This is a genomic window from Pseudanabaena sp. lw0831 (assembly GCF_016584665.1).
GTDB lineage: Bacteria > Cyanobacteriota > Cyanobacteriia > Pseudanabaenales > Pseudanabaenaceae > Pseudanabaena.
In genome coordinates this window covers 88,120-100,933 of sequence record NZ_BBJB01000115.1, presented here as the reverse complement: position 1 = coordinate 100,933, position 12,814 = coordinate 88,120, and the positions used below count along the sequence as shown (strand labels likewise).

The following is a 12,814-nucleotide window of genomic DNA, read 5'->3' as shown; positions in this document are numbered from 1 at the left end:
CGAAGCAACACTTTTAAAAAATTTCTTGGTTCTGGTTTGAGCGCAAAGCGCTATTAAGACCAGATAATTCCTGATAGATTTGCCTCTTGCGTCAACATTCCCTCAGTGGAGGCATCTGCCATTTTTGATTTACTTAAGTTCGCCTTATAGAAATTCACCCGAGTTAAATCAGAGCCTTGAAGATTAGCACTCGTCAAATCAGCTTCGCTCAGATCAGCATCACAGAGACTGGCTCCATACAAACTCGCAAAGGTCAGATCAACCTCAGAGAGCATCGCTTTATTCAGATTTGCGCCATTGAGACTTGCTCGACTGAGATCGGCTCGTTGCAACATCGCCTCATTGAGACTCGCGCCAAATAACCTTGCATCTCTGAGAATCGCCTCACTAAGATCGGCGCGATTTAGCTTTGCTTTGCCCATATTTGCACCTGTAAGTTTAGCGCGAGGCAATTTTGCTTTGTTCAGAATTGCTCCATACAAATTCACCCCATAAAGTCTGGCATCACTGAGATTCGCTTCGCTAAGATCTGCTTCTCCTAAGTCAGCACCACTAAAATTGGCGCTGACGAGATTAGCTCGATAGAGTTTCGCACCATTAAAGTCTGCACCATTTAGCTTGGCATTGCTTAAGTTTGCACCATAGAGACTAGATTCACTCAGATTTGCGCCACTGAGGTCGGCATGACTCAAGTCAATACCATTCATATCAGTTCTGCTGAGATTTACTCCCGCAAAGTTGCGACGACCTGCATGGTAGCTATTGATTAGTTCACTTACTTCCATTAAGTTTTCACCATTTTTTAATAAATAATCTCTTCCCCCAAAAGAATAGGCGTTGCTAAGTTGAATAATTAGTGGTGCATGGCAAAGCTGCACACCACTAAATTATTGGAATAAGATATAGTGCTGTGCGCTATATCTTATTCCTTGTTTTCGTCCATTTCTGCTTCCATTGCTTCTAAAATCTCTTGTTCTTGTGCTGCAAAATCTTCTTCACTAATATCACCAAGATCGAACTTTAGTTGTAAAGTAGTGAGCCTTTTTTGAAGATTTTCGGTTTTTTCTAATTCAGTAGTCGCCCTTTCTTCAATTTGTTCCGCGATCCAGACCAGTCCATCGAGGGGTGCTGTCAGTAGTTGCCATATCATTGGGAAATGTACTCCTTAATTTCTGATTGCAGACTGTCTTGCTTTAAGTAACGAAGCGTAATTAAAAAAACAAACCAAAGATCTGTACCGCCCGCATAGCGGGCGGTACAGATCTTTGGGTTTTGTATTTAATTTTGCGTAGCTACTTAGCACGACAGCCTCATAAACTAAACCTATGTTAAGTGTTGGCTATCAATATGGGGTGCGCCCCCTTTTATTTTCACTCGATCCTGAAGCTGCTCATCATTTCGCGATCGCGACTTGTCGTCGAATTAGTGAGTCCCCAATCCTGCAAGCGATCGCTAAGTCTACCTTTTACTATAGCGATTCGCGGCTATCGCAAACCCTTTGGAACCTCAAATTTGAGAATCCCGTCGGATTAGCAGCAGGTTTTGATAAAAATGCGGAAGCGATCGGCGCATGGGAACATCTGGGCTTTGGATTTGCAGAAGTGGGGACGATTACCGCCCATGCTCAGTCGGGCAATCCACAGCCGCGTTTGTTTCGCCTGCCTAGCGATCGCGCAGTTTTAAATCGGATGGGGTTTAATAATCGTGGTGCAGCAGCAACGGCGATCGATCTCCAAAATTATTTGCAATCCCATAAGCTGAGTATTCCCCTTGGGCTTAATCTTGGCAAATCCAAAATCACGGAGATAGCCGACGCAAAACTAGACTATGCCGAGAGTTTGCGATCACTGTACGATTTTGGCGATTATTTCGTGGTCAATGTCAGTTCCCCAAATACGCCCAATTTGCGCGATCTGCAAGCCACTGATCAGCTATGCGCGATCCTCGCGGAGTTAAATCCGATTAATAATGCTAACAAGCCGATTTTAGTAAAAATTGCGCCAGATTTAAATGATGCTGACATTGTGGAAGTCGTCAAAGCGAGTCAATCCTATGGCGTAGCAGGAATTATCGCGACAAACACGACGATTTCACGGCAAAACTTAACGACTACGCATTTAACCATGACTGGGAGACCTGTCACCGAGGAAGCAGGTGGAATTAGTGGTCAACCTGTACGAGATCGCTCTTTACAAGTAATCAATCTAATCTGGAAAACCACGCAGGGAAGCTTACCAATCATCGGTGTGGGCGGCATTTTCACAGCGGAAGATGCTTGGCAAAAGATTACGGCGGGTGCTGCGATCGTGCAGGTTTATACGGGCTTAATTTATGAGGGACCAATGATAGTCAAGCAGATCTTGCAAGGTTTGGTTGCCAAATTAGAAGCGCATGGCTTAGATAATATTCAACAAGCGATCGGGCTGTCGCATAAATAAAAAAGGGCGGCGCTACGCGCCGCCCTTTTTTGAATTAAGTCAGTGCGGCTGCGCCACCAACTACTTCCAAGATTTCTTGAGTAATCGCGGCTTGACGGGCTTTGTTGTATTGCAAAGTCAGGGACTTAATCAAGTCGCCTGCATTTTCAGTAGCGTTGTTCATTGCAGTCATCCGTGCAGCCAGTTCGCTAGCTACGGATTCTTGTAAAGCACGGAGGATTTGATTGCTCAGATACAGAGGTAACAAAGCATCAAGGATTTGTTCAGGATTTTGTTCAAAGAGCAATTCTTTGGGCAATTCCTTGACGGTAATTTCACGCTTTTCGCGCTCGACTTGGAACTTACCACCACGAGTAATTAGGCGGAAAATTTCATCATCTTGAGGCTCTAGTCCTTGAGGCTCAAGGGGCAATAGAGTTTGGAGGACAGGACGAGAGCTAATCAGAGATACAAAACGGGTATAGATCAACTCAAGGCGATCGATCACACCGCCCAAAAATGCCGACGTAATTTCATCGCCGATCGCATTAGCTTCGGCAGCATTAGGAATTTGGTTTAAGCTAACGAACTTAGCGGCGATCGGTTGATCTCGACGGGCAAAGTATTGCGCTGCCTTACGACCGACCAAGATAAAGGTGTAATTAATACCTTGTTCTTTTAGTTCTTTAGCACGAGCTTCAGCGCGGCGGATAATGGTTGAGTTATAGCCACCACAAAGCCCGCGATCGCCTGAAATCACCAGAAGACCAACAGTTTTAACAGGACGTTTTTCGAGTAAAGGCAGACTGACATCCTCAAAGGAGATGCGCTGCTGGAGACGATATAGGACTTGAGCGAGGCGATCGGCAAAAGGACGAGTTGACAGAACTTGCTGCTGAGCGCGTCTAACCTTTGCGGCTGCGACGAGACGCATTGCTTCAGTTATCTTGCGAGTATTCTTAACAGTGCCGATGCGATCGCGGATGGATTTGAGGTTAGCCATGAAACTAAATTGCTACTTGCTATTGAATACTATGGAAAATTTGGAATATCACAGAAGACACTTAAGTATCCTAAGTATCTTAATAAAAAATTGCGCCTTCAAACCGCAAACTAATGTATATCCTTGAAATTGATTATTGTAAGAGTAAATGAGCTTTAGCTCATTTACTCTTACAAATCTAGAAGCAAACTTTTAATTCCTTGATATGATCGCCTCTTCACCTTCTTTCAACCCAATTTTTACGCTAAATAGCCAGATTTCTGATATTGCTGATTCATCGGGTGATCTGCTCGAAATTGCGGGGCGTAAGTTCCGATCGCGTTTAATGACTGGCTCAGGCAAATATACCAACTTCGAGGTAATGCGTCAGGCGATCGCAGCAAGTGGCTGCGAGATTGTGACTGTGGCGGTGCGGCGCGTGCAAACTAACGCAGCGGGGCACGAAGGACTTGCTGAAGCGATAGATTGGAGTAAATATTGGCTCTTGCCGAATACTGCTGGCTGTCAGACTGCGGAAGAGGCAGTGCGCGTGGCGCGACTGGGGCGTGAGATGGCAAAGATTTTGGGTCAGGAAGATAACAATTTTGTGAAGCTTGAAGTAATTCCCGATCTAAAATATTTGCTCCCCGATCCCCTTGGTACTTGCAAAGCTGCCGAACAATTAGTTAAAGAAGGTTTTGCCGTTTTACCCTATATCAATGCCGATCCCCGCTTGGCGAAAACCCTCGAAGAAATTGGTTGTGTCACGGTGATGCCTCTCGGTTCGCCAATTGGTTCAGGACAAGGCATTAATAATGCTGCAAATATCGCGATCATTATCGAAGAATCCAAGATCCCAGTCGTAGTCGATGCAGGTATCGGCGTTCCTAGCGAAGCATCAGCAGCGATGGAAATGGGTGCATCAGCGTTGTTGGTAAATACCGCGATCGCCTGTGCGAATAATCCTGTCGCAATGGGGCGAGCGATGGGCATGGCAACTGAGGCAGGTCGCGCCGCCTATTTGTCTGGAAGGATTCCTGTCAAAGCTTATGCGAGCGCCAGTTCACCTATGACAGGACTAGTTTCATAAAAGATAGGGTTGCTATGCAACCCTATCTTTTATGGATTCAAACGCTTGAGCAGCTTTGTCCATATTCTTTGCGATCGTAGTTTCATCACTTGCCAATACCCCAAACTGGAAATATTACCTTGGTATATCTGCTTGTGATCAAAAAATTCATTGAGTTCTTCCAGAATTACCTGTAGCCTCATAATGATATTTTCAGCACGATATTCATCTAATACAGTTGGCGATAAAGATAATTTTTGATTGGTCTGAATTACTCTAAGAATGCGTTGCATATCAAACTCTTGCGAGTATCCAGCAATCTTGTAACAGTTAAAAGCAGGATCGAGATAATCAGATAAGCCATGATTGACACTAGAAAAAACTTGACAACCACAAGCGAGAGCTTCCATCGGTTGCAACCCAAATCCTTCCGTTACATTCTGCACAGCCCAATATTCTGCTGAGTCGTAGAGATAGACCTTAGTTCGATTAAATAATCCTTCTAAATCTTCGACATAACGATCAACTATTTCCACACGACATTGCTTTTGCAAAGCGGGAATTAATTGCTTCATCAGATAACTAGAGGATTTTCGCGCCTGCACTAGCACATCAATATCGCGATCGCTCCAATGACTATTTTCTTGATTTTGAAACTTATTGGAGATCTCGTTTGGTAAGTAATAAATTAACGAATGTGGAGATCGCTGTCCCCAATAGCCGAGTGTATTGCGACTAACCGTAATAATTGGCACGCTAGAAGGTAAATTAAAGCCGTAGCCTGCGCTATGAGCATGATAAATCGCATTCAAACGCTTTAATTTCGGTGCGAGCTTGACAACATCAAATCCCCAACTCATCACAAAAATTGCATCATCTAAAGCTCGAAAAGTATCATCTGAGTCCAATAAATCATCCAACCAGAGATAATCTTTTTCGCGCTGGCGATAGGTGACGACTTCCGCAGCACAAAATTTTTTGGCTAATTCCAAGGTTTTTAGCTCAGCCCACAATCCACCGCAAGCAAATTTATTTGTAGTTCCTGGCAGCAAAAAGTATAGTCTTCTCATTTATCAAGTTCAAATATCAGGCTCAAATCCTTGTTAAACAAGTTTAGGTTAAAAGAGATAACCATAAAAAAACTTCACTGGAGCTTTCTGCCCTTGTGGATTATCGCCACATCACTTAGTTACGCAGGTGGTGGCAAAATTAGTGCCTTTGTCCCTGACTTTATAACAGGCGGTTTTGGGGTGTTTCTAAGTTTTGCTGTAATGAGTATGGCGATCGCAGTATCCCAGTGGTTAGTGATCAGGCGATATATTCGGGGTATAGGATGGCTGTGGACAACTTTAGTGGGTGGTGCTGTGGGCGGCTCGCTAAGTTCTTGGGCGAGTTTTCAATTGGCTGTCACCTATGGCGATGCAGTTGATTTATTGGTGATATATGCTTGTTTACGGGGATTATCAACTGGATTTATGCAATGGATGCTGATTAAACAGTATTTTAGGCAGTCAGGCTGGTGGATTGTTGGGACTACGGCGAGTTGGTATGTAGGTGTAATGGTAGGTAGCTTATTGATTGCCAAATTGGGAGATTTTTTAACGCTGGCTGTTGGCGCGATTTACGGATTGCTGACGGGGTGCGTTTTACTGGCTCTTTTCTGGAGTCGCAGAAAATAAAGCTAAACTAGACTGTAAGTACCTCAGCAAAATTAAAAACTCAAAACCAAAATCTATACTGCCCGCGCAGTGGGCGGTATAGATTTTGGGATTTTATATTTAATTTTGCCTAGCGACTTAAGTTCAATTCTCAGCTCATAAATAGCTCATAAATAGATCAGGCATGGCACTTTTTACACTGCGATCGCTCCGCAAAGATTTTGGCATCAAGGAAATCCTCAAGGATGCTAGTTTTAGCCTCGATGAAGGCGACAAGGTGGGGTTAATTGGCACAAATGGGTCGGGGAAATCCACATTACTCAAAATGATTGCAGGGCTTGAGCATAGCGATGGCGGCGAACTTTGGGTAAATTCCAGCGCCAAAATTATCTATTTACCACAGCAACCTGACTTAAACGAAGAAAATACGGTCTTAGAACAAGTGTTTGCTGATAGTGGTGAACAGATGTCACTAGTCAAAGAATATGAAGAAATTTCTGATAAGTTAACCCACGGACATGGGGATCAAGATCGCTTACTAGAGCAGTTATCGCGTGTATCTGAGCGAATGGATCAGACTGGCGCTTGGGATTTGGAAACTAATGCCAAAATTGTCTTAACTAAATTAGGGATTGACGATCTCGAAGCGAAAATTGGCAGCCTTTCGGGTGGATATCGCAAACGGATTGCGATCGCTTCAGCTTTGCTCTCTGCACCTGATGTGCTGCTGATGGACGAGCCGACAAACCATCTTGATGCGCTCTCTGTGGAATGGCTACAAAGCTACCTCAATCGCTATCGTGGCGCATTATTGCTGATTACCCACGATCGCTATTTTCTAGATCGAGTTACCAATCGCATCATCGAAATTGATCGCGGTGATTTGTATTCCTATTCGGGCAATTATTCCTATTATTTAGAAAAAAAAGCCGAAGCTGAAGACTCGGCACAGAGTACACAACGCAAACATGCGGGACTATTGCGACGGGAATTGGAATGGCTGAAAAAGGGGCCAAAGGCTCGGAGTACCAAGCAAAAAGCACGTATCGATCGCGCTCATGATTTGCACGCGATGGAATTTAAACAAGCCAATGCAAAAGTCGATATCACTACCGCAGGGCGGCGCATCGGCAAAAAGGTTGTCGAGCTAGATCGCATTTGCAAATCCTATGGCGATCGCACATTGATCAAAGACTTCTCCTATAACTTCACGCCCGAAGATCGCATTGGCATTATTGGCAGCAATGGCGCGGGTAAATCCACACTGATGAATATGATCATCGGACAGTTGCAGCCCGATGCAGGCACTGTGGAAATTGGCACGACGATCCATTTTGGTTATTTCGATCAACATTCTGACGATCTTGCTGACCATGGCAATCAGCGCGTGATTGACTATCTCAAAGACGTATCAGAACTAGTCAAGACCTCGGATGGGAGCATCATTACGGCTTCGCAAATGTTAGAGCGGTTTCTCTTTCCTGGTAACACGCAATATGCTCCGATCAATAAACTTTCTGGTGGTGAAAAGCGGCGCTTATTCCTGCTCAAGGTCTTGATGGCGGCTCCGAATGTCCTAATCCTCGATGAACCGACTAATGACCTCGATGTGCAGACTCTCGCTGTATTAGAAGAATATCTCGAAGACTTTAATGGTTGTGTAATTGTGGTATCCCACGATCGCTATTTTCTCGATCGCACTGTCGAAATGGTGTTTTCCTTTGAGCCAGAAGGTGAAGTTCGCTTGTACCCTGGGAATTATTCTATCTATTTGGAATACAAAAAAGACGAAGCTGAGAAAGAATCTAGTAGCGCAAAAGGACAATCCAGTAAAGTTGCTAAAGACCAGAAATCAAGTAACGTTGCACCATCCGTGACTGAAACTGTTAAACCAAAAACTGAGTCCAAAAAGCCTTCACAGCTTTCCTACAAAGAGAAGCGCGAGTATGAGGAACTAGAAGCAAAAATCCCCAAACTGGAGGCAGAAAAGACCCAAACTGAGAAGAAGCTCTATCACAATCCACCTACTGGTCATACGGAACTAAAAAAACTTTCCGATCGCTTAGCTGAACTAAATCAGGCGATCGAGAAATCTACTGAGCGTTGGTTAGAGCTAGCCGAAAGAATCTAGATAATAGCAAAGGCAGCATTTGCGCTGCCTTTGCTATTTGGGCGTTAATCAAAAGAAATTGCAGAGATGAAAACTAATCAACTACCTACCGAAACAGCAGCCAATAGATCAAAGTGGCCCCTGTCTCGATTTGGGCTAGAAGTTAACAATCCACGCTGGTGGTTCGAGATCATCTGCATTGCGTTAGTATATTTTGCCGTGTCTTGGCTAGTTGCTAAAATTATTGTCTCCAATGTTAAGGCTCCATCTCCCGTTTGGCCAGGGGCTGGGTTTAATGTTGGATTCCTCTTGGTTTGGGGGCGATCGCGATGGTTAGGAATTTTTTTAGGCACACTGTATTTAAATTTGCATCGCAACTGGTTAGAAGTTCTAGCTCCTTCCTTAGCCGCAAGTGCTGGTTCGACTATTGGCTCATTAATCACCGTCTCGCTGATTTTACAATTTACGCGCACTAAATATCCTTTTAATCAGGTTCACCATGTAGTCATATTTGCTCTTTGTTCTATATTTAGTGGAACTATCTTCCAAACAGTGGCTGGAATTACGGCTTATATTGTTACTGAACGGTATGTCTGGGAAAATTTTTTCAACCGTTTGTTTTTGCCGTGGTGGATTGGCGATTCTGTGGGAGTTTTAATTTTCGCTCCCCTAGTCTTGACATGGTTGCGATCGCATCAGCATACCCCAATTAAATCTTGGATTAATTGGGAAGTATTGACAGCTTTAACTAGTCTAGTTTTTGTTGGCTATCTGTCTCTTTACGATAGCCAACCGCTCGAATATCTGCTACTACCTCCACTGCTATGGTCAGCCTTTCGATTTGGGGCAAAGCTCACGACCTTACTGATCATGCTCGTCAGTATGACTGCTTCTGTAGCGACAGCCTATAGATTTGGAGTTTTTTATAAAGCCATAACTCAAGGAGATTCGCTATTATTGCTCCAGATTTTTATGAGTGTGATTGCCATGACTACTATGATCACTCTTGCAATTGTGGAAGAAAATCGTAAAGCAAACATGGGCTTACAAAGGGCTAATGCTGACTTAGAGCAAAGGGTTCTCGATCGCACCAGTGATTTGCGTCAAAGTGAATCTATGGCGCTGGAACTAGCGGCTAAGGCCGAAGCCGCTAATCAAGCTAAAAGTACTTTTATTGCCAATATGAGCCATGAACTGCGATCGCCACTAAATGCAGTGCTTGGCTTTTCGCAGATGATGATGAGAGCGAAGAATTTAGCAACAGAGCATCTTGAAAGTGCCAGCATTATTAATCGAAGTGGTGATTACTTATTAACGCTTATTAACAACATTCTTGACTTATCAAAAATCGAAGCAGGCAAGACAACTTTAAATTTGCAAACTTTCGATCTAGAGCATTTGTTGGATGATGTTGAAGATATGTTCCAGCTACGCGCAATCAATGCGGGGCTAAATCTTGTCTTCGAGCGCGATCCCAATGTGCCGCATTATATTTACACTGATGAAATTAAATTGCGTCAAGTTCTCATCAACTTGATTGGTAATGCGATTAAATTCACTAAAAACGGATCGGTTTTGCTCCATGTAACAAATATCAATACGCCAATTAACGAATCCATATATATAGAAGATCCATCAAATCCAAAACTCATTCTCAATTTCAGTGTTAGTGATACAGGAGTTGGTATTGCGGCTGAAGAATTATCTGAATTATTCGTATCTTTTTCTCAGGCTCAGGCGGGACGCGAAAAGCAAGAAGGTACAGGCTTAGGCTTAGCAATTAGCCGTAGGTTTGTGCAGTTGATGGGTGGTGACATCTCAGTCACTAGCGAACTTGGTAAAGGCTCAACTTTCCAGTTTCAGATTCACGCTCAACTAGGTAAAGAATTAGTTAGTGGCATTATAGACAAAAGACGCGCATTAGCCCTTGCGCCCGATCAACCCAATTACAAAATCCTCGTCGTTGATGATAAACCCGTTAATTGCCAATTATTAGTAAAGTTACTAACACCTATGGGTTTTGAAGTCCAAGAAGCAAGCAACGGACAAGAGGCGATCGCCATCTGGGATCGGTGGGAGCCACACTTAATCTGGATGGATATGCGAATGCCTGTAATGGATGGCTACGAAGCGACAAAGTACATTAAGTCCACGGTTAAAGGCAATGCTACCGCCGTGATTGCTCTAACCGCCAGTGTGTTAGAAGAAGAAAAAGCGATCGTGCTTTCAGTAGGCTGCGACGACTTCATCCGCAAGCCATTTAGAGAACAAATAATTTTTGATGCTCTTGCCAAACATCTTGGCGTGAAGTATATTTACGAAAATATTCAGCATCATAAACATGAAATCGATTTTCCCTCAGAAATATTGCTAACTTCCGAAAACTTAAAAGTTATGCCAGATAGCTGGATTATGCAATTATATAGAGCATCACTTGAAGCTGATAAAAATATTGTTATAAACTTAATTGGGCAAATTCCAGAAAGCGAAACTTTCTTAGTGCGATCGCTAACTAAATTGGCGCGTAATTACCAATTTGAGAAATTAATTGATCTCACCGAACCTTTACTTTCAACACATATTGAATAGCGCTCTGCGCCCTGATTACATTGGCAACATTAATCCATGAGCTATAACCATTCACTCGAACTAACTGGCAATATTCTCTTAGTAGATGATCTCCCAGAAAATTTACAACTACTAAGTGACTTACTAGTTACACTTGGCTATAGTGTTCGTAGCGTCACTAGTGGACGAATGGCTCTTAAAACGGCGAAGGTAAAACGACCAGATTTGATTCTTTTAGATATCAAGATGCCAGAGATGGATGGATATCAGGTCTGCCAAGCTCTCAAAGAAGATACAGATTTACGAGATATTCCTGTGATTTTTATTAGCTCTTTAGATGATGTCTTTGATAAAGTAAAAGCTTTTTGGTCTGGAGGCGTTGATTATATTTGCAAACCTTTTCAAAGCGAGGAGGTATTAGTTCGTCTTGAAAACCAATTGACTATTCAGCGCCAGAAACGGTTATTGCAGGACGAAATCGCTAGGCACAAAGAAACTGAAGAAATGTTGTATCAATCGAGGGCCTTAGTCACTAGCGTTTTAAATAGTGTATCCGATGGTATTGCCGCGATGCAGGCTGTTCGCGATCCGATTACAGGCAATATTATGGATTTTCGTTGCTTAATCTTAAATCCGATGATATCGAGAATGTTCGATCGCTGCCGTGAAGATTTAATTGGTAAATTAGTACTAAGGCGATTTCTAGAAAAATTTAACCGCCACCTATTCGATCGGATAGTTAATGTAGTAGAGACTGGGGAGACTCTAGATGAAGAAATATACTACTCTTCAGAACCTGCTGGTTGGTATCAGTTCATAGTCATCAAGTTAGGCGATGGCTTTACAATTACGATTAGAGATATTTCTGCTAAGAAACAACACAACTAAAAAAGGGGCTGTGCAAAGCACAGCCCCTTTTTTAGTAGCGAAACAAATGCGATCGCATTTGTTTCGCTACGCGATCGGGATGTTCAGCTTGCATTAAAGCCCTTACTACCGCGACACGTTTAGCACCTGCTGCAATCGCCGCTTCTAAATTATGTTCATCAAGTCCACCGATAGCGAACCAAGGAATGCTGAGATTCTCAGCAGCATAGTTGACATATTCATGACCAGAGGCAGCCTTGTTCGGTTTAGTGGGTGTGGCATGGACGGGGCCAACACCGACATAATCCACTTGATTATTCATAGCAATTTCTAGTTCTTGAGGATTAGTGGTTGACTGTCCAATGATGTATTGCGAGGCATCGCCACCATTAGCATTTAAAACTTGGCGCACTGAGGAAACTGGCAAATCTGTTTGCCCAACATGAATACCATCGGCTCCCACTGCGATCGCAATATCAACGCGATCGTTAACTAGAAATAAAGCATCGTATTTATGGCAAATTTCGCAAAGTTGTTTGGCGATCGTATAGCGAGTTCCATCCTCACCATCTTTTTGACGATACTGCACGATCTGCACACCGCCTTGCAAAGCTGACTCCACAACTGACGCAATATGATCGACAGGGCTGGTTACTAAATATAAACTCGCAGCTTGCAACTTTTGGCGGCGAATTTCACCAATATTAGTCTCCTCATGTCTAAGTAATTGACTTTCGAGGGTATAGACCCGATAGCGCATTTGTTTCATCGCCTCACCTAATTTAGGATCGACGACTTTGCCATATTCTTCTAAAACCCTTAGAGCCTCTTGCAAGCGTCCCATATTTGCTCTGATCACAGCTTGGACATCTGCACGACGAACTTCATTAGCATGGCTTAACCCCGTCGCAGGATCTTCGGGAGTATTGCGGGCGCGTCGAAATTCTGCCTTGTGCCATTGTGCAAGTTCTTGACGCATTTGCTTGCAGCGATCGCATAAGGTCACCTCTTCCAAACCAAAACGACACCATTCTTCGATGGTTCGTAAAGCTTCACGGGCGCGATCGAGGTTGGCATCAAGAATGCGATAGATGATTTGTTGGGACATAAAAAACCATATTAAAAGTTGCGTGCTTCGCACCC

The 12,814-nt window shown here is 43.5% G+C and carries 10 protein-coding genes and 1 pseudogene; 6 read left to right on the top strand and 5 right to left on the bottom strand.

From position 1 onward, the window contains the following. Window positions 1–53 precede the first annotated feature (53 nt). Together APA_RS24050 and APA_RS24045 are read right to left on the bottom strand one after the other, a co-directional pair. Window positions 54–785 (bottom strand): pentapeptide repeat-containing protein, encoded by a 732-nt coding sequence (locus tag APA_RS24050; protein WP_201324743.1) that lies wholly within the window; start codon window positions 783–785, stop codon window positions 54–56. Between the two features lie 137 nt (window positions 786–922). Continuing rightward, window positions 923–1,150: a gas vesicle protein GvpG gene (locus APA_RS24045; RefSeq protein ID WP_201324742.1), complete on the bottom strand. Its 228-nt coding sequence runs from the start codon at window positions 1,148–1,150 to the stop codon at window positions 923–925. A gap of 175 nt (window positions 1,151–1,325) precedes the next feature. Between APA_RS24045 and APA_RS24040 the strand changes: the two genes are divergently transcribed. Continuing rightward, window positions 1,326–2,438: a quinone-dependent dihydroorotate dehydrogenase gene (locus APA_RS24040; RefSeq protein ID WP_201324741.1), complete on the top strand. Its 1,113-nt coding sequence runs from the start codon at window positions 1,326–1,328 to the stop codon at window positions 2,436–2,438. A 34-nt stretch (window positions 2,439–2,472) separates the two neighbouring features. Here the strand turns inward: APA_RS24040 and APA_RS24035 are convergent, their stop codons facing one another. Next, on the bottom strand, window positions 2,473–3,420 hold the full coding sequence (locus APA_RS24035; protein WP_201324740.1) for a F0F1 ATP synthase subunit gamma: 948 nt from the start codon (window positions 3,418–3,420) through the stop codon (window positions 2,473–2,475). A 268-nt stretch (window positions 3,421–3,688) separates the two neighbouring features. Here APA_RS24035 and APA_RS24030 point away from each other — a divergent pair. Further along, window positions 3,689–4,489, top strand: a pseudogene (locus tag APA_RS24030) (thiazole synthase); the annotation flags it as partial. 29 nt (window positions 4,490–4,518) lie between these two features. On the opposite strand, the gene APA_RS24025 reads toward APA_RS24030, so the two are convergent. After that, entirely contained in the window at window positions 4,519–5,538 is a 1,020-nt protein-coding gene (locus tag APA_RS24025) for a glycosyltransferase (RefSeq protein WP_201324739.1), read from the bottom strand. Window positions 5,539–5,631: 93 nt separating this feature from the next. Here APA_RS24025 and APA_RS24020 point away from each other — a divergent pair, with 93 nt between their 5' ends. The 4 genes from APA_RS24020 (at window position 5,632) to APA_RS24005 (ending at window position 11,692) form a co-directional block, all read left to right on the top strand. Continuing rightward, window positions 5,632–6,147, top strand: coding sequence for a hypothetical protein (locus APA_RS24020; protein WP_201324738.1), 516 nt, complete (start codon window positions 5,632–5,634; stop codon window positions 6,145–6,147). 163 nt (window positions 6,148–6,310) lie between these two features. Then, window positions 6,311–8,257, top strand: a complete 1,947-nt coding sequence (locus tag APA_RS24015) for an ABC-F family ATP-binding cassette domain-containing protein (RefSeq protein WP_201324737.1) — start codon at window positions 6,311–6,313, stop codon at window positions 8,255–8,257. Between the two features lie 66 nt (window positions 8,258–8,323). Further along, a complete protein-coding gene (locus APA_RS24010; RefSeq protein ID WP_236580028.1) occupies window positions 8,324–10,825 on the top strand; it encodes an MASE1 domain-containing protein in 2,502 nt (833 codons plus the stop codon). 36 nt (window positions 10,826–10,861) lie between these two features. Beyond that, on the top strand, window positions 10,862–11,692 hold the full coding sequence (locus APA_RS24005; RefSeq protein ID WP_201324736.1) for a response regulator: 831 nt from the start codon (window positions 10,862–10,864) through the stop codon (window positions 11,690–11,692). 31 nt (window positions 11,693–11,723) lie between these two features. Here the strand turns inward: APA_RS24005 and APA_RS24000 are convergent, their stop codons facing one another. Further along, window positions 11,724–12,779 carry a thiamine phosphate synthase gene (locus APA_RS24000; protein ID WP_201324735.1) on the bottom strand — a complete coding sequence of 352 codons (1,056 nt, stop codon included), beginning with the start codon at window positions 12,777–12,779 and terminating at the stop codon, window positions 11,724–11,726. Window positions 12,780–12,814: the final 35 nt, after the last annotated feature.